The sequence below is a fragment of the Colwellia ponticola genome (assembly GCF_005885605.1).
Lineage (GTDB): Bacteria > Pseudomonadota > Gammaproteobacteria > Enterobacterales > Alteromonadaceae > Colwellia > Colwellia ponticola.
Genome location: NZ_SZVP01000007.1, coordinates 84264 through 108129 on the forward strand (window position 1 = coordinate 84264; position 23866 = coordinate 108129).

The 23866-nt window shown below is 37.5% G+C and carries 19 protein-coding genes; 10 read left to right on the forward strand and 9 right to left on the reverse strand.

Annotated features, from left to right (window positions below; translation table 11 throughout):
• Positions 1 to 20: 20 nt before the first annotated feature.
• Positions 21 to 929: a polysaccharide pyruvyl transferase family protein gene (locus tag FCS21_RS09275; protein WP_171035674.1), complete on the reverse strand. Its 909-nt coding sequence runs from the start codon at positions 927 to 929 to the stop codon at positions 21 to 23.
• A gap of 385 nt (positions 930 to 1314) precedes the next feature.
• Here FCS21_RS09275 and FCS21_RS09280 point away from each other — a divergent pair, with 385 nt between their 5' ends.
• The 3 genes from FCS21_RS09280 (at position 1315) to FCS21_RS09290 (ending at position 4150) form a co-directional block, all read left to right on the forward strand.
• Positions 1315 to 2454 (forward strand): GNAT family N-acetyltransferase, encoded by a 1140-nt coding sequence (locus FCS21_RS09280; RefSeq protein ID WP_138622680.1) that lies wholly within the window; start codon positions 1315 to 1317, stop codon positions 2452 to 2454.
• Positions 2455 to 2463: 9 nt separating this feature from the next.
• On the forward strand, positions 2464 to 3126 hold the full coding sequence (locus FCS21_RS09285; protein ID WP_138622682.1) for a GNAT family N-acetyltransferase: 663 nt from the start codon (positions 2464 to 2466) through the stop codon (positions 3124 to 3126).
• 67 nt (positions 3127 to 3193) lie between these two features.
• The gene (locus FCS21_RS09290) at positions 3194 to 4150 is read left to right on the forward strand and encodes a polysaccharide deacetylase family protein (RefSeq protein WP_138622684.1); all 957 of its coding nucleotides are present in this window, start codon (positions 3194 to 3196) and stop codon (positions 4148 to 4150) included.
• Positions 4151 to 4186: 36 nt separating this feature from the next.
• Here the strand turns inward: FCS21_RS09290 and FCS21_RS09295 are convergent, their stop codons facing one another.
• From FCS21_RS09295 to FCS21_RS09305, 3 genes are all read right to left on the reverse strand, one after another.
• Positions 4187 to 4717 (reverse strand): GNAT family N-acetyltransferase, encoded by a 531-nt coding sequence (locus FCS21_RS09295; RefSeq protein ID WP_138622686.1) that lies wholly within the window; start codon positions 4715 to 4717, stop codon positions 4187 to 4189.
• Complete coding sequence (locus FCS21_RS09300; protein WP_171035675.1) at positions 4710 to 5558, reverse strand: sugar-transfer associated ATP-grasp domain-containing protein; 849 nt, start codon at positions 5556 to 5558, stop codon at positions 4710 to 4712. Before FCS21_RS09300 ends, FCS21_RS09295 begins: the two co-directional genes overlap by 8 nt.
• A gap of 323 nt (positions 5559 to 5881) precedes the next feature.
• Complete coding sequence (locus FCS21_RS09305; protein WP_138622690.1) at positions 5882 to 6802, reverse strand: GNAT family N-acetyltransferase; 921 nt, start codon at positions 6800 to 6802, stop codon at positions 5882 to 5884.
• Between the two features lie 221 nt (positions 6803 to 7023).
• Between FCS21_RS09305 and FCS21_RS09310 the strand changes: the two genes are divergently transcribed.
• A complete protein-coding gene (locus FCS21_RS09310) occupies positions 7024 to 8439 on the forward strand; it encodes a mannose-1-phosphate guanylyltransferase/mannose-6-phosphate isomerase (protein WP_138622691.1) in 1416 nt (471 codons plus the stop codon).
• A gap of 36 nt (positions 8440 to 8475) precedes the next feature.
• Positions 8476 to 9474 (forward strand): acyltransferase family protein, encoded by a 999-nt coding sequence (locus tag FCS21_RS09315; protein ID WP_171035676.1) that lies wholly within the window; start codon positions 8476 to 8478, stop codon positions 9472 to 9474.
• A 3-nt stretch (positions 9475 to 9477) separates the two neighbouring features.
• Here FCS21_RS09315 and FCS21_RS09320 read toward each other — a convergent pair whose 3' ends face one another.
• From FCS21_RS09320 to prlC, 4 genes are all read right to left on the reverse strand, one after another.
• Entirely contained in the window at positions 9478 to 10689 is a 1212-nt protein-coding gene (locus FCS21_RS09320) for a hypothetical protein (protein ID WP_138622695.1), read from the reverse strand.
• 14 nt (positions 10690 to 10703) lie between these two features.
• Positions 10704 to 12266, reverse strand: coding sequence for an MBOAT family O-acyltransferase (locus FCS21_RS09325; RefSeq protein WP_138622697.1), 1563 nt, complete (start codon positions 12264 to 12266; stop codon positions 10704 to 10706).
• A gap of 78 nt (positions 12267 to 12344) precedes the next feature.
• Positions 12345 to 13076, reverse strand: a complete 732-nt coding sequence (locus FCS21_RS09330; protein WP_138622699.1) for a DNA-3-methyladenine glycosylase I — start codon at positions 13074 to 13076, stop codon at positions 12345 to 12347.
• Between the two features lie 179 nt (positions 13077 to 13255).
• Positions 13256 to 15307: an oligopeptidase A gene (prlC, locus tag FCS21_RS09335; RefSeq protein WP_138622701.1), complete on the reverse strand. Its 2052-nt coding sequence runs from the start codon at positions 15305 to 15307 to the stop codon at positions 13256 to 13258.
• A 185-nt stretch (positions 15308 to 15492) separates the two neighbouring features.
• On the opposite strand from prlC, the gene gorA reads away from it, so the two are divergent.
• Both gorA and FCS21_RS09345 read left to right on the forward strand, forming a co-directional pair.
• Entirely contained in the window at positions 15493 to 16857 is a 1365-nt protein-coding gene (gene gorA, locus FCS21_RS09340) for a glutathione-disulfide reductase (protein WP_138622703.1), read from the forward strand.
• Positions 16858 to 17381: 524 nt separating this feature from the next.
• Positions 17382 to 17912: an REP-associated tyrosine transposase gene (locus tag FCS21_RS09345; RefSeq protein ID WP_138622705.1), complete on the forward strand. Its 531-nt coding sequence runs from the start codon at positions 17382 to 17384 to the stop codon at positions 17910 to 17912.
• Between the two features lie 262 nt (positions 17913 to 18174).
• Here FCS21_RS09345 and FCS21_RS09350 read toward each other — a convergent pair whose 3' ends face one another.
• Positions 18175 to 18615, reverse strand: coding sequence for a DUF4399 domain-containing protein (locus FCS21_RS09350; protein WP_138622707.1), 441 nt, complete (start codon positions 18613 to 18615; stop codon positions 18175 to 18177).
• Between the two features lie 188 nt (positions 18616 to 18803).
• On the opposite strand from FCS21_RS09350, the gene FCS21_RS09355 reads away from it, so the two are divergent.
• The 3 genes from FCS21_RS09355 (at position 18804) to FCS21_RS09365 (ending at position 23738) form a co-directional block, all read left to right on the forward strand.
• A complete protein-coding gene (locus FCS21_RS09355) occupies positions 18804 to 19190 on the forward strand; it encodes a hypothetical protein (RefSeq protein ID WP_138622709.1) in 387 nt (128 codons plus the stop codon).
• A gap of 92 nt (positions 19191 to 19282) precedes the next feature.
• Positions 19283 to 20497, forward strand: a complete 1215-nt coding sequence (locus FCS21_RS09360) for an efflux RND transporter periplasmic adaptor subunit (protein ID WP_138622711.1) — start codon at positions 19283 to 19285, stop codon at positions 20495 to 20497.
• 22 nt (positions 20498 to 20519) lie between these two features.
• Entirely contained in the window at positions 20520 to 23738 is a 3219-nt protein-coding gene (locus tag FCS21_RS09365) for an efflux RND transporter permease subunit (protein WP_138622713.1), read from the forward strand.
• The last annotated feature ends 128 nt before the right edge of the window (positions 23739 to 23866 follow it).

Consider the following 23866-nt stretch of genomic DNA (forward strand, 5'->3'; position numbering starts at 1 on the left):
ATTGATGGGATATTTTGATCTCATTTTAGGATGTACTTGGAGTTGAATTTTTCAAATACTTCTTTATATTGGTTTATTTTATCATGATGCGTATTGTCTGCACTTAAATAATAAGTATTATCATTCTCAATAATCGATCTTATTTGTAGTGTTGTTAAATCAACTTCTTGTTGAGTACTCTTGATTTCAGGTAATTCAGAAAAAGCCTTTGACCATATACCTATGCTCTTTAGCGTTTTTTTGAATTGATAAGTTAGATGTTGTTTAGTGTTGTAATGACGTTGAACATGCCAAATTGGAGAAACAGATGTAGGCTTATACTCCATATTTAAACTATTGGTCCAATCGTGCCATTTGAAGTCAAAGATAAAAGGATAAATTGCTATAGGTTTCCACGGTATTCTTAGAGCGTCAGCTGCAATAGCCCCATGCATCGCTTCACAAATAACCGATTCGCATTTACTTAGCTTGGCAAGAAACTCTTCAACGGATAAGCAAGGGTCTATCAATTCAATTCCTAGTGAATTACAAACCTCTTTCCAATCTCCGTAATAACAACTCAAGCTGTGGGGGATAAATCCTATTTTTGTAGTTTTTTTATTTTTATTTTCATAAAAGTCACCCAATAAAATCGCAGGATCAGTAATTGAAAACTTTTTATCAATTTTTAGTATTTCTGCTGTTTTAGGGCCTCTAACAGCAAAGAATTCCCACGCCTTATCTACTATTGGCACTTGCCCATACCCATATCCGGATCCAAAGATAATTTTATTTCCTTTGGGCAGTTTATGGTTTAGCAGTGTACCTATACCAACAAAGTTCTTTGTTGAGTCTATTTTTTCTAAATTAGGAATGTAGTGTTGCCATAATGATTCATTTAGATCATCACCAAAATTACCTCTTTCATCTTTATGAAAAAACAGTTTCAATATCCATCTCCAAATCGTTTCAGTCTAATTTTTTAGCTTCAGTATTTGAATTATCTATTATTTTACCTAGTGAGCCAATTTATTTATCAACAAATTATTTATACTTATACTTATTCGGTTCGAATAAAAATAACTTTGAATTAACCCTCATTTATTTATGTTTTAGTGTGATTTTATCAAAAAAACATGTGGTTTAGAATAATAAGTAGTCTTTAAATACCTATGATTTGATGAGAGCTGTAGCGATTAAAAGGGAACAATGTTATTATTTTTTGCTTATTATCGCTCTTATGTTTTTAGATAACAGTCCGTCATATTTTATAGTAAAAGTAGTATTTAAGGTAATAGGAATTAGAACCCGTATTGTGACTTTAAAGGAAAGAATATGTCGTGGGAAATGATACCGCTTAATTCACTTGATAATGTTAAGCATGTACAAAGTTGTATAAGTAATATTGTAGATGGGAATAGGGATATAGAACCTTTACATGATCTTAATTGGTTATTAGCTGAGGACTCCTTAAATGAGAATATTTTTGTTTGTTTTTATAGAAATCAAGATGATTTAATAGCTTACTGCGTACTCAGAAAACAATTTCGACCAGTTAAACTTTTTTTGGGGGAGTATTCTATATTTTCTTACCCATTAACTCGTTATGAAATGTGGTCTAACGTAATTTTTAAGTCAGGAATTTTAGATGTTGAACCAATTACAAAATTGTTTTTAATTTATGTTTCTGAAATCATTGGACCTAACGAAGGTCTTTCTATTGAAGGCCTACCTGTTAAATCCTTTTTGTATAAACAATTATTACACTATAACTCTTTGCATCTTGGTAAGCCTTATTTACATCAATCAATAGCAATGCCTGCTACTTACTATGATTATCTTGAACAGTTAAGTAATCGCTCCAGAAAAAGTATTTTGTATAGTCAAAGAAAAGCAAAAAAAGACTTTAATGTCACGTTATTAAAATGTGATGCAACTGATAAAATTGATAACTTCTTAGATAGTGCTATCGCAATTTCTAAAACAACGTATCAATGGAATTTATTAGGCTTAGGGTTGAGAGATAGAGAAGTATTAAAATTGACCTTGTTAAAGTGGCAAAAACAACAAGCTTTATGCTGCTATATTTTACTGTTTGATGACGTTCCTGTTTCGTTTATGCTTGGCTATATCTATAAATCTACATACTATTATATAGATGTTGGCTTTAATCCTGATTGGTCAAAGTATTCGGTTGGTTCAGTATTGCAATTGGAAGTGCTTGAAGATCTTTATAGCTTAGCTTTACCTCCAATATCTTTTGATTTTTCAACTGGCTACGGGGAACATAAAGCTAGGTTTGGTAATGTAGAGCAGAATGAAATAAATATGATTTTGTTATCGAAAACGCTTAAAAATAGATTACGAGTATTTACTTATAATATGACTTCTAAAGTGTCAGATAATCTTGTTAAGTTAGTTGATAAACTTGGAATTAAAAAACGTCTTAAAAAAATACTCAGACGAATAGCATAGTTAAATAGTATGAAAATGAAGCATTATCTTAATCGTTGTTACCAAGTTTTCGCAAATAGAGGCGTTAAAGGATTTTTCGTTTTTTTACGGGAAAGAATTATTCGTTGTGACCGCGACTTAGTATTTGAATATAAAAAACATATTGACACCGAAGGTGAGGTTAACGTCAAAGATGATATTAATTATACCGTTAATATCATCGATCGAGATACTATTGAAAACATAAAGCACCATGAGGCGTTAGAGGCTGCTCTTTCAAATGAAAGTCAGGACTATAAGGCTGGTTTATATGAGCAAGACGTATTATTTGTTGTGTTAAAAAAATCGGAATTGGTACACACCACATTTATTCAATTTGAAAGTAAATATAAACGTATTTTAGGTGAGGGTGCAGAAGTACCATTAATCGGTAACTGTTGGACATCGGTAAAATGTCGTGGCCAAGGTGTTTATCCTTATATTTTAAAATTAGCCTGTAAGCGAATGATTAACAGCGGCTTTTCAAGGGTAGTCATTACGTGTGATCCAAGCAACCTTGCTTCTATTGCAGGGATAAAAAAAGCAGGTTTTTATTTAAATAAAGAGATAACTTCTTATATATTAATGAATAACCTTGCGATACAAGTAGTTGTTCAAAACAATATAAAGACATATCGGTTTAAATATTTGTAATTATTATGTTATATAAATTAGGATATAGAGGCGAATTCTCAATGACACTACTAATGGATAAATGGAAATGAAAGTCATACTAAGCTTTGACACTGAATTTAGTATTGGAGGCGCATTTAATAATAGTTTAAGTAAACCTAAAAGTCATGAAATATTTGAGCCTCAAGGTGAGCCTAGTCATGTTGGATTTAGAGATGTATTAAATGTTTTGAAGCAAAATTCTGTTAGGTCGACATTTTTTATTGAAGCTTTACAGACTCATTACTTTTCAAAAAATGAAATGGGCAAATATATTGATATGTTAGTCAAACAACAACATGATATTCAGCTTCATTGCCACCCATGTTGGGAGCATTTTTCGAAACCTAATTGGAAAGAAGACCTAGCGACCCCTCCAAAAGATTATTATGAAGGCAGAAGCCTAGCTGAAATTGTGAATAGTCTCCAGTTTGCTTTAAAAGCCTTTGAACAATGGGGAATCCCAAAGCCTACAGCTTTTAGGGCTGGAAATCTTATGGTATCAACGACCTTATATAAGGCACTTAAGCAATGTGATATAGGTTTAGCTTCAAATATTGGACTCCCATATTTTCTACCTAAAGAGAAAGAGCTACAAATAGAGAATTGTGTCAAAAATATTGACGGCATTATAGAATTGCCTATCACTAGCTTTACTAGTTTTGCTGGCAGGAAGAAAGTATTAACTATTACAGGTTGCTCTACTCAAGAAACATGTTCGGTGCTGAAAGACTGTTATGCTCAAGGTGTGGAATATGTTGTGATTTTAACGCATGTGCATGAATTTACTAAAGGAAAGAAAAGGAATAGGGTTAATTTAACTCGTCTTAATGATCTTTGCGAATTAGTGAATGAAAATAAGGAATATTGTTTTACCAGTTTTGGTGATTTATCAGTGAATGATTTAACCGAAACAGCCAATCTAGATTCAATTAAATCAAATTGGCTAGCTGGAGCAATTACTATTATTGAAAATCAACTGAACGATAGGTTAAGTTTTTATTAATACTATTAATGGTTAAAGTTCTATTTGGAAAATTTTTCATTTTCTACTATTCTTAAATTTAAATTTTTTACTTCCAATCTTTCCTTGCCATCCTTCTTGTATTGCTCCTAGCCTTCTGTTCATTGCAATAGACGCAAGATGATTATGCCATACACGACTATAAACGTTTTTAAAGCCTGCTTCGGATAGCTCTTTAAGGGCAAATGATTTTAATACTGTAGATAGTCCTCTATTTTGATAGCAAGTATCTACTTGTATATGCATCGACATAATGGAGTCATCAGGCATAGACCACCAATCTAATTCTTTACTGCGCTGCCCGAACCAATACCACTGTATGGCAACTAATTTTTCATCTTTAAGTAAACCAAAGCCATAACTTTCAGTGTTCTTATATCCAGCTGTATTCTTATACAAAGCATGATTAGAATAATCTGTTAACGCAAGATTGACAAAGATTAAATTAGTTTTAATATCAATAATTTGATAATTCAAAGGAATATTATACACCCTATATAATTCATATTTAGGTAGTAGTTTTTTTATTCTATTTTTTATTTTAAACATGTGGTGGAACTTGTTTTTTTAGTTGTTGATAAATATTCTCCTGATCGTAGCCTTCAATTGAACTAGCGGGATCAAAAAAGCAGTTTCCTTCTATTATTATTGGCCCTTTATTTGTTATTGCTACATCCCACCCAACAGTTCTAAGTGGCAGAAACTTTTTAGAAGCGTTTCTGACAAGCTCGAGAGTTTCTGACCAAAAGGGCAAACAAATATTTTTTTTAAAATTTAATGCCTCCTTGTGGCCATAACCATTTTCATTTATTTGATAGCCTTGAACTAGCTGCCCTGTTTTCAAGTCGACAACCCATAGGGTTGATTTATTTTGACCCATGTTGAAATTATCAACTAATTGACCGTAACCAGCTTGTTTAAAAAGACAAAAAATAATAGAGCACTCTTCATCAATAATGAGAGAGTTCACTCTTAAAGTCTGTAATGCATCTGACGGAGCAAAAGAAAGAATGTCTGTATGATTGGTTATTCTTTCTTGAATTATATAGTCGTGAAGATAGCATAAAGCACCCAAGTGGTAAGTGAAGCTATCTAAGGTAAATGTCTTCGCGCCTATAATTTGAAATTCGTCAGCTTTCTTGGAAAAGAAAAAGATACCTTTTCCATGAGTCCCTGAAGATGGTTTAACAATGAAGTTGCCATCAGGTAAGGCGTTGAGTTGATATTTCACGTGATTGACTATCTGTTTTCTCGTATTAGAGGAGCTTTCTTTGTTTATATAAAAAAGTACTTTTGGCGTTGGAATGCCTTTTTGTTCACAGAGTTTATAGAAGTATGTCTTAGATTCGGTCATTTGAACAAACGATGCAGGGTTTAGCTTTTTTTGCAAAGATAGATACTCCTCATTACTATAAATATTTTTTTTATACCTACAAGTATTGTGTTTGGATAGCATGTTATATAGCAATATTTCCTCAGGCGAAAACCTTCTTTTATTATAGTAAATGAAAAATTCAGAGAAGCTATTATATAGTTTCAAAGGATTAAGCCCTGAGATGAAGTAGATATATTTAACTATCTCAGTCAATTGAGTGATTTTTCGCATTTGCCTGTCCCTGTAGTATATAAAGTGAATATATAGAGTAAGTAACATCAAAATAGGACTGTTGGATTACTTAATAAAATCAGCATATTACGTTTAATTGTAACGGGTCAATTATTTCGTATTATTTTTTTTACTCTTTGTTTTATTTTTAAAGTGTGTAAAAGTACCCCTAAAAAATTAGATAAGCTATCCACCATTATTTGTGTCCTTACCCATAATTGATTTGTCAGAGAATTTTCAACAACTAAACAGTTAACCTTTAGATGTGAATCTGTAGCAAAAAGTTTCTTGTGTGCACCTTCTCCTTCAGTAAAGTCGAATAGCTTAGCGGTTAGTGGGATAGAATAAATGTATTGAAGTAGTCTGATTTGTAATACTGTTCCTGGGGAATATTTTGAATAATTTTGAAGGTAACCAAGATATGTATAACGATAACTTTCGTCAATGATTGGGCAGTATAAATAAGCACAGGGTTTGTTATTAAAGAAGAGAATCAAGCCTAAAAATGAATTTTCCTTAGCTTGTTCTATGAGACTATTACGAAAAGTATTTGTATTGGGGATTGCTGCATTAAAACATTTTTTTTGATATGTATTATTCCCGACCAAACAAGAGTAATTATGAAATTCATCGATATCTTTGATTGAGGTATATACCTTATGGGTAAAGCCTTTTTGTATAGATTTTTTTATTTTTCGTTTAAGGGTTCCACGAGTTTTAGCTGAAAACTTACTAAGATAATCATCAAAAGAAGTAAAGCTTTGTAAATCAATATAGTAGTTTTTATATTGAGATCTAATGTAATATAGCTTATCAAAGATGATGTTTATTTTTTTTATTTTTGCACTTTTATCTATAGTTACCCCTCTGATTAATTGTGGTAATGGGGGATTTGCAGAAAGTAAATCTTGGAGAGTATTTAAGCTAATTTTACTCATAGATGCATAATAAATACTTTTTGTTAAAATGAACTCTTTTTGAAAAAAAATAAAGTCACCTAATTGGAGCTTTAGCTTATAACTTGTCATGGGCAACACCTGAATAAAGCGAAAATTATTGAGTAACACTCATCAATTTAATATTGAGAGAGATACATATATTTTAATAGTTCGATGAGCAATACTCTAATTATTGGTTAAATTCCTTAAAAAGCAAAACTAGGTGAAAGAAAATAAGTTTTACTCATAGTGAAGATCGCTTATCATCTATTTTAATTTTGTAAATAAACTTACTCATCAGTGGAAGATATATGAGATCAGCAACAATTTACCCTGCAATTATGTGTGGCGGCAATGGCACACGCCTTTGGCCACTTTCTCGGGCACTTTTTCCTAAACAGTTCTTACCCTTAGTTAATGATACTAGTATGTTACAAGATACGCTGCTGCGCTTGCCAAAAGGTAGTAATGAGCCAGTATTTATTTGTAATGAAGAACATCGTTTTTTAGTAGCTGAACAAGTAAGACAATTATCTCAAGAGCAAAGTACTATATTACTTGAGCCAGAAGGTCGTAACACCGCACCTGCAGTAGCGCTAGCAGCAATTCACGCCTTAGCAAAAGATGAAAATGCTATGTTGTTGGTTCTAGCCGCAGATCATGTCATTAAAGATACAGACGCTTTTCATCAAGCTGTTGAGCAAGCAAGTGTCGCTGCACAGCAAGGTAAGTTAGTTACCTTTGGTATTGTGCCTACCCATGCTGAAACAGGCTACGGTTATATTAAAAAGGGCAGTGAGCAAACCTCGGGTACGTTTGACGTGGCAAAGTTTGTAGAAAAGCCTAATGCACAAGTTGCCAGCGATTATTTAGCGTCAGGCGATTACCTGTGGAATAGCGGTATGTTCTTGTTTAAAGCGTCGCGTTATTTAGAAGAGCTAGCTAAACATCGCGGTGATATTCTAGAAAACTGTCAGCAAGCGATGAAAGGTGTAGAGCAAGATTTTGACTTCTTACGCCCTAACAAAACTGACTTTCTAGCCTGTGCCAGTGAATCTATTGATTATGCGGTGATGGAAAAAACTGATTCAGCCGTGGTTATTCCACTTGATGCTGGTTGGAGTGATGTAGGCTCTTATTCTGCTTTATGGGAAGTATGCCAACAGGATGAAAATAAAAATGTACTCAAAGGTGATGTAATCGCGCAAAACACAACTAACAGTTACATTCACAGTCAAAACAAGCTGATAGCAACCGTGGGTGTTGATAATTTAGTTATTATTGATACACCTGATGCTGTATTAGTGGCTAATAAAGATCAAGTGCAAGAAGTTAAACAAATAGTTGAGCGGTTAAAAGCTGATAAACGTAGTGAAGCGGTATTACATCGTGAAGCTTACCGCCCTTGGGGCAAGTATGACTGCATTGATACCGGCGAGCGCTTCCAAGTGAAACGTATTACGGTAAAGCCAGGTGCTAAATTATCAGTGCAAATGCATCATCATAGAGCAGAGCATTGGATTATTGTTTCAGGTACTGCCAAAGTCACCATCGATGAAAAAACGGTGTTGTTGACTGAAAATCAGTCGGCTTATATTCCCGTTGGCGCGGTGCATGCGTTAGAAAATCCTGGGAAGTTACCACTAGAGATGATTGAAGTGCAATCAGGTAGTTATTTAGGTGAAGATGATATTGTTCGTTTTGAAGATAAATATGGTCGAGCATAATTTCAATGTAACATTAATTTCCTGCAAGGATGCATTGTGTTTTTAGGTTATATTCACTCATTTAGGGCGTTAGCAATATTATTTATTGTTGCTGGCCACTCAATTGATTTTTTTATTTGGTCAGAGCAATACGAGGCATTAGAGCGTCTATTACGTATTCTGATAAGTCACGGTGCCTCTGGTCTATTTGTCTTTATTGCAGGTTATTTATTTCAACATTTAGCCGCTAAATATCAAACCAAAAAATACTTTGCGTCTAAACTAAAAAATGTACTTCTCCCTTATTTTTTGGTTTCAATTCCAGCGATTATTATTTTTATTTTCTTCATCCATAGAGAGACCGTCTGGCAGGGGTTTTATGATAACCCACAATGGTTACAAGTCGTTTACTTCTACCTTACAGGTTTGCATTTAGCACCTTTCTGGTTTATTCCAATGATGACGCTCTTTTATCTTATGGGGCCTATCCTTATACGAGCTGATAAAAATAAATTTTTTTATTGGATTCTCCCTGTAGCAATCTTAATCTCCTGCTACTTTGGTCGCGGCTTACCCTATCAAAGTTTTGTTCATTTCTTTTCTGTATATTTATTAGGTATGTTTTGTAGTCATTATAAAGTGACTGTTAACAGAATTTTGGTTATACCATCAGTATTAACTTTACTTACAGGCGTGTTCTTATTTCTGACTGTTTTAGAATTTTACTATGTGAAGGGTACGATGATCTTTGTTAATTATTTACATAAAATTACTCTGTGCTTATTTTTTCTTGGTTTACTGATTAAGCTTGGTAAAAAACTGGATTACAAATTAATTCGTGTCATTGCAGATACTAGTTTCGGGGTGTTTTTTATCCATTCTTATGTATTAACGGGTAGTAAAATGTTGATAACTAAATTATCTGGAGAAAAAACCGTAGGTAATTTGTTACTTTACCCCCTTGTCGTTATTGCAGTATTAATGTCATGCGTAGGTATCATTGTAATAATACAAAAAATGCTTGGAAGTAAAAGTAGATACCTTGTAGGTAGTTAGCATTTACAGCTCTTTTTGTAACCTCTGCCATAGTGCAAAGTGACTCTGTAAGCTTGCTTGATCTTTTTCAAGCGTATCTGCGATGTTCTCTGTCGTTAACCTCACACCAAAGCCAAAATACTCTTCATCCTGCTCTGTAAATAAACGCTCTAAAAGAAGATCACCCAATTCTTTCTTATAATGTGCGGGCTCCCAAAACCACTGCATTTGTTGTTTAGGGTTTGCTAATGGTACTACCTCATTAACAAAGTCACTTTCGCCGCTAAAATCCCATAAAATGAATTCCTCTCCTTGCATTATACTAAGGTAATTAACTAGCGTTTTTTTCCATACTTGAAAGTTAGACCACTGATTATTGTCATATAAAGTATGCAGGTAGCTGAAATGATAAGGATTGATGAAAAAAGTAATGTTGACCTGCTTTTCTTTGGCCACTTTAATTAATCTACCTAAATGAGCAAATGTTGGTGAGTAGGGGGTGGTCTCTTGTGCCTTAATTACCCAAGGTTTACTTGTTAAACGGGTTGAAATTTCATGCAGCTTTTGTTTGAATAACGGCTTTATTCCTTCGCTATTCATAATAGAAACATAAGAAAGAGCATTATTGAAACCAAGAGGATTAAGACTACTCGTCATGCTTTTTTGTTGAAAAACAGTATTGATACTGGCGCTAAAGGTATCAAGAGAAAATATCATTGTTAATTTTTCTTTCAAACGAGCCATGCTCGCAAGGTTGCTTTCATCCTGTGAAATTAGCCTGAAGTCATACTTAGTTTGTCTATGATTATTATTTTTAGTTTTGAAATTGAGTACTTGTTTTTCACTTAATAAAAAGTCGAGAAAGTCTACGCCAACGAACAATTGCTCTATCGTGTCGTTATTAGCCATAGCATCAAGAGCATAATCGACTTGCATGGCTACACTAGCACCCGGCATACCTTGGTTGTAAACAATTTTACCGTTAAAGTTATTATTATTTGGGTTCAGTCCCATTTCAACGCGTGAGTTACCCACAATTAATATATCAGGCTTAATTTCATTTACTTGATAGGCTTTAGTAATACGTGAGCGTTTACCTGCTTCAGGTTTTACTAGGTTAACACTTTCTACTTGCGGTGACCAAAACATGCCAAAAGGGTCAATAAACCAGTTAACCATAGCGATAGAGAGAATGACGATCGCGAAGCTAGTGAAGTATGTGCTGATATATTTCATTGTTATAGCAAGACCTAAAATTGGAAGTATAAAAATTCACTAACTTGAGAAAGAGTTAACATACCTAGCGCTAAACAGGCACCCGAAAACAGTGCCCAGCGGCGAGTATCTGACCAAGTAAAACCTAAAATAAACTGTCTAGTCGGCCAAAAGGTACTTTTATACTCATAGTTAAATTGACTGAGCGTACCTTGTTTTTTGAAAAATAAATCTTGAATATTAGGCAAGGTGAGCACGAAGGTTAATAAAATGATGTTCCATAACCAAGTCATCACAAATGTTTTACCACCATTTGATGGCGTTACTCCCCATGCCTGTAATGTACTGCCAATTGAGCCAGAACGAGCTAAAATAGCGTTAGGTATTTCAATGCCGTTAAGACCAACCATACCTTTAATCATAATAAGTGCGCCATCTAAGGTTACTGCTCTGAAAAACACCCAGCCGATAACAACGGCAATGAAAGTAATAAACCATGCGCTAAAAATGTAGATCTTAGTTTCTGTAATGAATAATGAATATTTTACTTTCAGAGCTTGCCAACCAAGATGTATCATCAAATAAGCGCCTTGCAGTGCGCCCCAAATAATAAAATTCCAGCCAGCGCCGTGCCATAAGCCACCAAGCAACATGGTGATAAACAAATTGCTATAACGTTTAATTTTACCGTTGCGATTACCGCCAAGAGCGATATAAACGTAGTCACGTAAAAAATGAGAGAGTGTTATGTGCCAACGACGCCAAAACTCAGAAATATTAGCGGCTTTATAGGGCGAGTAAAAATTAAGCGGTAAGATAATACCGAATAATCTCGCTAAACCGATAGCCATATCAGAATAACCAGAAAAATCAAAATATAACTGGAAGGTATAAGCAAGAGAACCACCCCAAGCCATAAAAAAATCAACATTCTCGCCAGCATCGGCCAAGCTGAAAACAGGATTGGCGTACACAGCAATACCGTCAGCTAAGACTGTTTTTTTGAATAATCCAATAGCAAAAATGGTTAAGCCTATTTTAAAGTTAGTACTATTTACTTGATAGCGTTTGTTGCTAGAAAATTGCGGCAGCATGTCTTTGTGGTGAACAATCGGTCCAGCAATTAACTGCGGAAAGAACGACACAAATAAAGCGTAATGCAGAAAGCTATATTCTTTAGTGATACCTTTATATGAATCTACTAAGTAAGCAACCTGTTGAAAAGTAAAAAATGAAATCGCTAAAGGTAGGATTATATTGCCGAGACTCCAATTTTCCCCAGTTAGTGTATTTAAGTTAAAAACAATAAAACCGGCATATTTAAAATAGGCTATGGCAGCTAGGTTGAGGGAAATACCGGCAGTGAGCAGGGTTTTATTATTGTTTTTACCAAGCCGTTTACCTAGCTGGTAATTAAGTACCATGGAGATGATCAATAACACTAAATAGCTAGGATTCCACCAGCCATAAAAAAATAACGAGGATAATACCAATCCGGCTATTGCTACTTCATTTCCCCAGCGATTAGCGAGATAGAAAAAGAGCAATAAACTAAGCGGTAAGAATAGAAAAATAAATTCAGCAGAGTTAAATAGCACAACTATTTTCCATAAGTTTATTTACATATGGGTTACATATTAATATTTTCTCTTGGAATTGTCTTTAAGCTTTATGACTTAATTTTCAATCTGCACATAATTATCACCACTAGCAAAGGCCATTAAACGACTTAATTGCGTTAAGCTATAACCACTTTCTTGTTGTAGCTTGTTAAAATGTGCCTGAATGGCGGTTAAGCTTTTTTTACTTTGTAAGCCACCATCAATAATCTTTTGTGCGCGTAAATAGGCTTCTACATCGCTACTTAAAATAAAAGTATCCTTACCGAGTAAGCGCAATGCATAAGGGCCAGTATTACCGCCTAAACGTGCGCCATGCTTTTTCAAAAAAGTCCATAAGCCGATAATATCTTCACTTGGCCAATCCTCAATAAAATGAGCGAAGCTGATGTTTTTTTCAATAGTTACATCAAGCATCATTTGGGCGTTGGCTTGAATGGTTTTGACTTTATTGTAGTTACGAATGATTTTAGGATCAGCGGCTTTTCGTTCGAGCATTTCTTCTGGCATCATCAGTACTTTTTCTACATTAAAATTGAAAAAGTGTTCTTCAAAGTCGGGCCACTTGTTTTCTACTACGCGCCAGACAAAGCCTGATTTAAATATTTGCTTGGTAAAAGCAGCTAACACCCGGTCATCACCTAATTTGGCTATGCTTTGCTGTGCTGCGTTATCATCGAGTAACTTTTTACCCAGTATGCGTTTACCGAGCAATAACTCAAGCCTTTGTGTGCCGCCTTTACGTTCAGCAGCACGTTGAAATAATGATTTAAATGATTCGTGGGTCATATTTTTTGATTGATTGGTTGATTGGTTGATTGAGTAATTAAGTCGAGTGGTTATTTACTAGCAAAACTAATAGGTAAGTTAATACGAACATTGATACAGGCAAGATCACAAGCAAGGCACGCTAAAGAAAGTGCCTTGCTAAGTGAAGTTATTACTATTTTTTATCGTTTTTTCTATTGTTATGCTTCAATACCGCAGTGGCGGAGTAAGGCGTCTATTTCAGGCGCTCGACCGCGGAAGTTTTTAAATAACTCGCTTGGCTCTTCACTGCCACCCTTTTCTAGAATATTAGTTAAGAATGATTGCCCAGTCGCTTCATTAAAAATACCTTGCTCTTCAAATAATGAAAAAGCATCAGCCGATAGTACTTCTGCCCACTTGTAGCTGTAATAACCTGCTGAGTAGCCGCCACCAAAAATATGGCTAAAACCATGTTGAAAACGATTAAAGCTTGGCGCTGTTACTACCGAGTATTTATTACGCACGTTATCAAGCACTTGTTGAATGTGCTTGTCGTTGTCTGCGGCTTTCGGATCAAAGCTCTCATGCATAGTAAAGTCGAAAATACTAAACTCGAGCTGACGTAACATTTGCATTGCTGACTGGAAGTTTTTCGCGGCTAACATTTTGTCTAACATGGCTTGCGGTAATGGCTCGCCGGTTTCAAAGTGTCCGGAAATAAATGCCAGCGCTTCAGGTTGCCAGCACCAGTTTTCTAAAAATTGACTTGGCAGTTCAACGGCATCCCAAGGTACACCATTAATACCAGCAACGCTGCTAGCATTAATTTGCGTTAGCATGTGATGAATACCATGACCAAACTCGTGGAATAAGGTAACGACTTCATCATGGGTAAATAATGCCGGATTACTGCCAACAGGGCCGTTAAAATTACAGGTTAAATAAGCGACCGGATATTGAATAGAGCCATCAGCAAGTTCGGCTCTGCCTGCGCAGTCATCCATCCAAGCGCCACCGCGTTTTTTCTCACGCGCGTACAAGTCTAAATAAAAGCTACCGCGTTTTTCACCGGCTTTATCAAAAACGTCATAAAAATTAACATCGTCATGCCACACATCAACGCCTGCTCGTTGCTGAATAGATAAGCCAAATAGCTTATGAACCACAGCAAACAAACCTGAAACTACTTTGTCTTTAGGGAAGTACGGACGTAATTGTTCATCGGAAATTGCGTAACGACTTTGCTTTAGTTTTTCACTGTAATAAGCGAGATCCCAAGCTTGTAAGTTATGTTGGTTAAACTCGCTAGCAGCAAAGTCACTGAGTTCTTTAAAGTCTTGTTTTCCTTGATGTTGTGATTTTATGGCTAAGTTTTCTAAAAACGCCATCACTTCACCGGTAGTGTTGGCCATTTTTGTCGCTAAAGAGTGCTGAGCGTAGTTATCAAAATCAAGTAAGTTGGCTAACTCATGACGCAAGCTTAATAGCTCATTCATAATAGCGCTGTTGTCAAACTCGTTAGCATTAGGCCCTTGATCAGAAGCGCGGGTAACAAAGGCGTGATACATTTGCTCACGTAAGTTAGCGTTATCGCAATACATCATTACCGGCAAGTAACTTGGCATATCTAGGGTGAAGGTATAACCTTGTTTGTCTTTTGCTTGCGCTAATTCTTTAGCTGCTGCTACTGCGCTGTCAGGTAAACCGGTTAAATCAGCTTTATCGGCAATGGTTACGCTAAAAGCATGAGTAGCATCAAGTACGTTATTACTAAAGCTTGAGCTAAGCTCTGATAAGCGCGTTACTATTTCACCGTAACGTTTTTTGTCGTCGTTGCTTAAGGCAATGCCCGATAAAGTAAAGTCGCGCAGGGCATTGGTAATGACTTTTTGTTGGGCAGTATTTAAGGTGATAAATTCGCTACTGTCTTTTAAACTTTGATAGGCTTTATATAGGCCTTCATGTTGACCAACAAAAGTGCCGTATTCAGACAATAATGGTAAGCAAGACTCATAAGCATCGCGTAATTCGTCACTACTCATTACAGAGTTTAAATGAGAAACAGGTGACCAAAGCTTAGATAACACATCATCTACTTCATCAACGGGAACCACTAAGTTGTCCCAAGTAAAGACATTATTATCAGCGAGTACTTGTTCAATAACTTTTTTACAGTCACTAATGGCTTGCTCAACAGCAGGCTTTACGTGCTCAGGTTTAATTTTTGAAAAGGCGGGTAATTCGCTAGGTACTAATAATGGATTGGTCATAGGTTACTTATTTCGACGATTAAATGTGTTATAGATATTGTTAGATGTAATGGTTAATTAACAGTATTTCAAGGTGCTATGCTAATAATTACTGACTTGTTGTTAACGCTTTACAAAATGTCACTTGAAATAGGGCGTTGTCGCGCATATATATTGGCTATCTTTTATAAAAATTTGAGACCAACATGACACAACATTTTGATTATCTTGCCATCGGCGGTGGTAGTGGCGGTATTGCTTCAGCTAACCGTGCAGCAAAACTAGGCAAAAAAGCAGCAGTTATTGAAGCAAAATATATTGGCGGCACCTGTGTCAATGTTGGTTGTGTCCCTAAAAAAGCCATGTGGTACGCCGGACAAATATCTGATGCGCTTAAATACGCTAATGATTACGGCTTCGGCGATTATTTAGCGCAAGACAAACCGACATTTGACTGGGCTAAATTAGTGGCTAACCGTGAAGCGTATATTGAACGAATTCATGCGGCTTATCAGCGTGGCTTTGATGCTAATGATGTTACTGTCATTAATGGTTTTGCTAAGTTTGTTGATAAAAATACCGTTGAAGTTAATGGCGAATTAATTACTGCGGATCATATTACTATTGCTACCGGTGGTCGTCCTGCTGCCCCTGCTATTGAAGGTGCGGAATATGGTATCGACTCAGACGGTTTCTTTGCCTTAACAGAGCAGCCTAAAAGTGTTGCGGTTGTTGGTGCAGGCTATATTGCGGTTGAACTTGCTGGCGTATTTTATGCGCTAGGCAGTGAAACGCATTTATTAGTGCGTAAAGAAAAACCATTACGTGGTTTTGATAACATGTTAAGCGACACCTTAGTCGAGCAAATGGCAAAACATGGCCCAACGCTACATAACCACAGTACGCCAGAGCGTGTTGAAAAGTTAGCGGATGGTCGTTTAGTGGTGCACTTAACCAATGGTAAAACGATTGGTCCTGTTGATACCTTAGTGTGGGCAATAGGTCGTGAACCAGCAACTGATAATATTAATATTGAGTCAACAGGCATTGAACTTGATGAACGTGGCTTTATTCCTACTGATAAATTCCAAAACACTAATGTTGAAGGTATCTATGCTGTTGGTGATAATACCGGTCGAGCGCAATTAACGCCAGTAGCCGTTGCGGCGGGTCGTCGTTTATGTGAGCGTTTATTTAACAATAAACCGAATGAGCATTTAGATTATAGTGGTATTGCTACCGTGGTATTTAGCCACCCTGTTATTGGTACGGTTGGCTTAACTGAAGAAGAAGCTATTGCTGAGTATGGTGAAGACAATCTTACCGTGTATAACTCACAATTTACTGCGCTTTATCAGGCAATTACTGAAGACTATCGTGATCCTACGCGTATGAAGTTAATTTGTGCCGGTAAAGAAGAAAAAGTCGTCGGCTTACACAGTATTGGTTTTGGTAGTGATGAGTTATTACAAGGTTTTGCTGTTGCCATGAAAATGGGCGCAACTAAAGCTGATTTTGATAACACCATTGCTATTCACCCAACCTCAGCTGAAGAGTTTGTTACCCTGTAACTTAGTATAAACTGCCACGAAAGCATGGGAGCTAGTGCTCGTTGCACTCGCTCTATACTCTTGTTTCCATGCTCTGCGTGGGAACAAGTTCCTGCTGTTTTACTCAACTGTAATGGTGATTTTCTTGCACTCGTTCCCACGCTCTGCGTGGTAATGCATATGCTAACGCACAGCATGGGAGCTAGTGCGCGTTGCACTCGCTCTATACTCTTGTTCCCATGCTCTGCGTGGGAACAAGTTCCTGCTGTTTTATTCAACCGTAATGGTGATTTTCTTGCACTCGTTCCCACGCTCTGCGTGGTAATGCATATGCTAACGCACAGCATGGGAGCTAGTGCGAATTGCACTCGCTCTATACTCTTGTTTCCATGCTCTGCGTGGGAACAAGTTCCTGCTGCTTTACTCAACTGTAATGGTGATTTTATTGAACTCGTTCCCACGCTCTGCGTGGTAATGCATATGCTCACGCACAGTATGGTAACTAGGTGTATACTTAAGCTAAACAGCTAGCTCAAGGATGACCAATGGGCAGAAGTCGATACAAAATAGTTCAACCAGGTGCTCCACACTTTGTTACCTTAACCGTGTTGCATTGGATCCCTATCTTTACCCGTCCACAAACAGTGGCGATTATCTTTGATTCGCTATCATTTTTAATGCAAGAAGGTTTAAAAATACACGCTTATGTGGTTTTGGAAAACCATCTGCATTTAGTTGTGCAAAGTCATGACTTGAGTAAAGATTTGGCGCGTATGAAGTCGTATACCGCGAAGGCATTAATTGCTTATTTAGCTGAGCATAATGTAAAAACCATTCTAGAGCAGTTGGCTTTTTATAAAAAAGCGCATAAAGGTGAGCGTGCCTATCAATTTTGGCAAGAAGGTTGTCATCCAGAGTTAATACAAAGCGATGATATGATGCGACAAAAAATAGAGTATATTCACCAAAACCCCGTTAAGCGAGGCTATGTCGATCAAGCTAAACATTGGCGATATTCTAGTGCGCGTGATTATGAAGGAGAAAACGGTTTACTTGCAGTTTGTAAAGTTTGGTAGTTGCTATTCTGAAGCTGTATGCATTACCACGCAGAGCGTGGGAACGAGATTATATTCTAGTGCGCGTGATTATGAAGGAGAAAACGGTTTACTTGCAGTTTGTAAAGTTTGGTAGTTGCTATTCTGAAGCTGTATGCATTACCACGCAGAGCGTGGGAACGAGATTTATTCTAGTGCGCGTGATTATGGGGGAGCTAGTGCGCGTTGCACTCGCTCTATACTCTTGTTCCCATGCTCTGCGTGGGAACAAGTTTCTGCTGTTTTACTCAACCGTAATGGTGATTTTCTTAGATACTACCGCAGGTTTGTGTGGCACATGATGATGATCACCTAAAATAAGCTGTAAGGTGTGCTCGCCTTTAGGTAAGGTTAATGTTGTTTGTGTTTGCCCACCACCAAAGTGTTGTACGTCGCTACCCATCGGCATATCAAAAGCAGGTAATGAATCTTTATCGATAAGTAAGTGATGATGGCCGGTATTTTTCTTTTCTATACCTGCGGGTGAAACACCCATATCTTTTAAACCAAAAGTTACCGTAAAGGTTTCTTTTACGGTAGCGCCATCTGCGGGTGAAATAATGTAAACATTAGCACTTGCAGGAGCAACTGATTGCACCATGCTATTGGCGTTGGCTAGATCAGATAAAAGCAATACTGGGCTTAATACTGCGGTTAATAGTGATAATTTAAGTAATTTTTTCATAATATAACTCGTTAATTTTAAGTGGGATTTTTATGAAAATAACGCTGCTGACTGTCACAGTCAATACCTTATTGAGTCGTTATTTTGTGCGGTAATACATTGTAGGACAAATACCTTACTAATTGTTAGACTACTTTGTTAGAATGGTTTTTTTCGAACATAGCTTCTATTGCTGAGAGTGTTGATTAGTGCGTATTTTTTGCTTTTATATTGTTATTATCTTGATTGCCTTGCAATTGGTTAATACGATCTCAGCAAAGCGTGATAACCATGATTACGCTCATCAAAATGACGTTCAAACCTCACACAATGGTCATGCCAGCTCTCATCATAGTAACACCCTATTAGTCGTTTTACCGGGAAAGATTTTTACCGGTGAAGTGGATCATGGTGATACTGAGCATCCTGATTGTCACGCCAATCATTGCCACCATAGCCATCAAAGTAACCTAGTTTATGTAGACTTATCAGCACAAGTACACTTAGCTAAAATGACCGATAAACAAGTGAATAATAAGAATGCGTTATTTAATTCTTTGTTGATTAGCCCCGCTTCACGCCCTCCCATCGTTTAACGCTTTTTAATATAAACGCGATTAACTTCGCTATTTTTTAATAAGTTAAGTAAATGACGAACTAAGTCATTTACTAATAAAACGAGACATTTATGAATTTTTTTAAATCATTCAGCTTGCTGGCGGCTCTGTTATTGTCAGTAATTTTTACCTCTATTAGTTTTGCCAAAAGCGAGAGTAACCTAGCGCAAGTGAATACCAGTAATAATCATGAAAGTGAAGTGCAGTTACTAAGCTTTACCGACCAGCAAATGCAGATGGCAGACATTAAGCTTGCTAAATTAATACCACAATATATGGACAAACGCCTTTACGCACCGGGCGAAGTACAAGCCAATGGCTATACCAGTTATGTGGTTTCTCCTCGTGTGGACTCAGTTATTATGCGTCGTCACGCTATTTTGGGGGAGCATGTGGAACAAGGGCGGGCATTGGTGACTTTGTTTAGTGAAGATGTTGCACAAGCGCAAGCCTTATATCGACTCGCCTACGCAGATTGGCGACGTGCTAAAAAAGTCGGTAATTCAGTGATCAGTGAAAGCCAGTTACTGTCAGCAGAAACTGATTATATTGCCGCATATAGTCGATTAAAAGCTTACGGTTTATCAGAAAAATCGATTGCTGTAGTGGCTGAAAATAATAGTTCAGCTTTAGGTGAATATACCTTAAAAGCCGAACGTTCAGGTTTGGTACTTTCAGATAACTTTCAGCAGGGCCAACGGGTTAATGCGGGCGAGTCTATTATGGTGTTAGCCGATGAACATGAACTTTGGGTTGAAGCGCGTCTTGCCGCCAATAACAATATGCCGTTAACTAAAGGCACTAAAGCTGAAGTGTTTTTTTCAGGCACAACAACAGACGAAAATCATAGTTATCAAGCAGAAGTTATTCAACAAGGCCACACTATTGACCCTAAAACTCGCACTCGTCTGGTACGTTTAAAAGTAAAAAATACCAATCATCAATTACACCCTGGCTTATTTGTTGACGTTTATTTTTCGGTACTCACTAAAGAGCCGATACTTGTTGTGCCTGAAAGTGCTTTATTACGTGCGAGTGACAATGGCTGGTTAATATACACGAAGCAAGATCAGCCGCTAAAAACGCAACAACACGATCAAACAAACTTCATTGCACAAGAGGTTAACGTAGGGGCTAGCTACCGGGTTTATTCTTCATCAACAAAGCAATGGTTAAATTGGCGTGAAGTAACGGGAGTTACTCCAAACAGTTATTTTGCTATTACCGGCGCGTTTTTTATTGCCTCACAAGGTGCTAAAAGCGGCTTTGATGCCCATAACCATTAGCTTTTTTCGATAGGATAATCTTATGTTAACTCGTTTAATTGAATGGGCTATTGGCAATAAACTGCTGGTAGTGGTTGCTTTATTTACCCTAATTACCAGCAGTATTGCGGTACTGCCTACACTAAATCTTGATGCGTTTCCTGATGTTACTAATGTGCAGGTTGTTATTAATACTGAAGCACCAGGCTTAGCGGCTGAGGAGGTTGAGCAATTAATTACTTTTCCGATAGAAGCCGTTATGTATGCGCTACCAGCGGTTGAGCAAGTTCGATCTATTTCAAAAACAGGTCTGTCAGGCATAACCGTGGTTTTTAAAGAGGGCACTGATATTTATTTTGCCCGCCAGTTAGTTTTTGAGCGTTTACAAGCTGCAAAAGAATTGATACCGCAAGGTATTGGTGCACCCGAAATAGGCCCTAATACTTCAGGCTTAGGACAAGTATATCAATACTTACTCACCAGTGATGCCGGCTATGATATCGATATTATGACATTGCGCAGCTTGAACGACTGGTTAGTTAAGCTGATGTTGATGCCGATTGATGGTGTTACTGAAGTATTGTCGTTTGGTGGTCAAGTAAAGCAATATCAAGTCAATATTGAGCCTAATAAACTCTTGGCTTATGAGCTTAATCAACAACAAGTGATCACCGCTATTGAAAACAATAACCAAAATGCCGGCGGTTGGTATTTAAACCGTGGGCAAGAGCAGCTCGTAATTCGCGGTATGGGTTGGTTAACGTCGGGAGACAATGCTTTAGCACAAATAGCGCAAGTCCCGATAAAAACTATTGAGGGTGTTGTGGTTACCGTAGGTGATGTGGCAACGGTAAGTTTAGGCAGTGAAATTCGCCAAGGCGCGGTCACTATGTCTACTCGCGATGCTCAAGGCACTATTCAAAGTGCTGGTGAAGTGGTTACCGGTATTATTTTAAAACGTATGGGTGCCAATACTAAAACGACGATTGATGGCATTAACGCTAGAGAAGCGATGATTAATCAGGCGTTACCCAAAGGTGTTAAGTTTGTTGTGCTTTATGACCAGGCCGAATTAATTACTAAAGCCGTGACTACCGTGACCGATGCATTGCTGTTTGCTTTTGTACTGATCATCATCATATTGGCATTATTTTTAATGAATTTATCAGCCACCTTTTTAGTGCTGATTTCTATCCCAATTGCGATTGGTTTGGCCTTGATGGTGATGGCATGGTGGGGCATTTCAGCCAATTTAATGTCATTAGGCGGCTTAGCAGTGGCTATTGGTATGTTGGTTGATGGTGCGGTAGTGATGGTTGAAAATATTTTCAAGCATCTTGCATTTGCACAAAGTAAAGCTAAGCAAAAGTTATCAGCGGCAGAAATTCAACATACCATAAGCCAAGCCGCACAGGCTGTGGTTCGCCCTATCTTCTTCGCTACCGCGATTATCCTCGTGGTATTTATGCCGTTATTTAGCTTTGAAGGGGTTGAAGCCAAGTTATTTCAACCGATGGCGATTAGCATTATGTTAGCCATGTTATCGGCCTTGTTTGTCGCCATCATTATTGTGCCAGCATTGGCGAGTATTGTGTTTAAGCGCGGTATTAAAGCAAAAGAAAGCCTAGTGTTAAAACCAATAACTGCTTTATATCGGTTTAGTTTAACGAAAGCGCTACATTGGAAAAAAACCATCGTTACTTTTGCTGTGTTGTTAATGATTTCGGCGATAGCACTGCTGCCGCAATTAGGTACAGAATTTGTGCCTGAACTGGAAGAAGGCACTATTAACTTACGCGTTACCTTAGCGCCCTCGGCAAGTTTAGCCACCGCCTTATCGGTTGCCCCTAAATTAGAAAAAATATTGTTAACCTTTCCTGAAGTCACCTATGCTCTGAGTCGCATTGGTCGTCCTGAAATTGGCGGTGATCCTGAACCGGTTAATAATATTGAAATTTATTTGGGGCTTAAAGCGGTTAGTGATTGGCAAAGTGCCAGTAACCGCCATGAATTACAAAATAAAATGGCGGCAGCGCTTGAGCAATTTCCTGGTTTGTTGTTTAACTTTTCACAGCCCATAGCTACCCGTGTTGATGAATTACTCTCAGGGGTTAAAGCGCAGTTGGCGATAAAACTATTTGGGCCTGATTTAACCGTTTTAGCAGAACAGGGGCAACAAATAGCGCAGGTAGTAAAAACGGTTGCTGGCGCCCAAGATGTTGCGATGGAGCAAATATCAGGTGAAGCCCAATTGGTTATTAAGCCTAAGCGCAGGCAATTATCGCGTTATGGCTTATCGGTTGCTGATGTGATGAATGTGGTTAGTGACGGTTTGGGTGGTCGTGCCGCTGGGCAGATCATTAATGGTAACGAGCGTTATGATATTTATGTTCGACTCACCAATACTTTTAGGCAAGATGTGACGGCGATTAGTGATTTACGCGTGTTATCGCCCAGTGGTGCTTGGTTACGATTAGCGGATATTGCGGATATAGCGATTGAATCAGGACCACCACAAGTGCGCCGTGACGATGTGCAAAGGCGTGTGGTTATTCAAGCGAATGTGCAAGGGCGAGATATGGGTAGTGTGGTCGCTGAAATACGACAAGCTATTGCACAGCAAGTGAACTTACCTAGTGGTTATAGTGTGCAAATTGGTGGCCAATTTGAATCACAGCAGCGTGCTCAACAGCGTTTATTAATGATTGTACCCTTGTCATTAGTCTTAATTGCTTTACTGCTCTACTTTGCCTTTAACTCGGTTGGTCAAGCGTTGCTGATTTTATTAAATGTACCATTAGCGACTATTGGCGGTATTGCTGCCTTGTATATATCGGGACAGTATTTATCGGTACCTAGCTCAGTCGGTTTTATTACCTTATTTGGCGTTGCGGTGCTTAATGGCGTCGTGATGGTTGAAAGCATCAATGCCGACATTAATGCTGCAGTTAACGGCAACAGAAAATTAGCGCTGCTTAATGCTGGTGATAGGGCAGTACAGTTAAGTTCTTTACAGCTCAATAATGCAATATTTACTGGAGCACTGGCACGTTTACGACCGGTATTGATGACCGCACTTACCTCGCTGTTAGGCTTATTACCTCTGTTGTTATCGACAGGTGTTGGCGCTGAAATACAAAAACCATTGGCCACTGTTATTGTTGGGGGTTTAGTGAGTGCGACGCTATTAACACTGTTTGTGTTGCCAGTGCTTTATCCGCGATTTTCACAAGACAAAATCAGATTACTTAGCGAAGTATAATTAAGTACAGCGAATAAAGCGTATTTAATATTAATAACATTAATACGCTTTATTTTTTGTTTTAGAAACATTTTTTTCGTGACGCAATAACAAGGCAACTGGTGGATCTGTTGCTAGCTATTACCCCT

Excerpts from the sequence above, each read along its gene's own strand:
- gorA (WP_138622703.1), top strand. The coding sequence starts at position 15,493 with ATGACACAACATTTTGATTATCTTGCCATCGGCGGTGGTAGTGGCGGT.
- prlC (WP_138622701.1), bottom strand. The coding sequence starts at position 15,307 with ATGACCAATCCATTATTAGTACCTAGCGAATTACCCGCCTTTTCAAAA.
- FCS21_RS09280 (WP_138622680.1), top strand. The coding sequence starts at position 1,315 with ATGTCGTGGGAAATGATACCGCTTAATTCACTTGATAATGTTAAGCAT.
- FCS21_RS09285 (WP_138622682.1), top strand. The coding sequence starts at position 2,464 with ATGAAAATGAAGCATTATCTTAATCGTTGTTACCAAGTTTTCGCAAAT.
- FCS21_RS09365 (WP_138622713.1), top strand. The coding sequence starts at position 20,520 with ATGTTAACTCGTTTAATTGAATGGGCTATTGGCAATAAACTGCTGGTA.
- FCS21_RS09350 (WP_138622707.1), bottom strand. The coding sequence starts at position 18,615 with ATGAAAAAATTACTTAAATTATCACTATTAACCGCAGTATTAAGCCCA.
- FCS21_RS09345 (WP_138622705.1), top strand. The coding sequence starts at position 17,382 with ATGGGCAGAAGTCGATACAAAATAGTTCAACCAGGTGCTCCACACTTT.
- FCS21_RS09320 (WP_138622695.1), bottom strand. The coding sequence starts at position 10,689 with ATGAAATATATCAGCACATACTTCACTAGCTTCGCGATCGTCATTCTC.
- FCS21_RS09290 (WP_138622684.1), top strand. The coding sequence starts at position 3,194 with ATGAAAGTCATACTAAGCTTTGACACTGAATTTAGTATTGGAGGCGCA.
- FCS21_RS09360 (WP_138622711.1), top strand. The coding sequence starts at position 19,283 with ATGAATTTTTTTAAATCATTCAGCTTGCTGGCGGCTCTGTTATTGTCA.
- FCS21_RS09295 (WP_138622686.1), bottom strand. The coding sequence starts at position 4,717 with ATGTTTAAAATAAAAAATAGAATAAAAAAACTACTACCTAAATATGAA.
- FCS21_RS09330 (WP_138622699.1), bottom strand. The coding sequence starts at position 13,076 with ATGACCCACGAATCATTTAAATCATTATTTCAACGTGCTGCTGAACGT.
- FCS21_RS09310 (WP_138622691.1), top strand. The coding sequence starts at position 7,024 with ATGAGATCAGCAACAATTTACCCTGCAATTATGTGTGGCGGCAATGGC.
- FCS21_RS09305 (WP_138622690.1), bottom strand. The coding sequence starts at position 6,802 with ATGACAAGTTATAAGCTAAAGCTCCAATTAGGTGACTTTATTTTTTTT.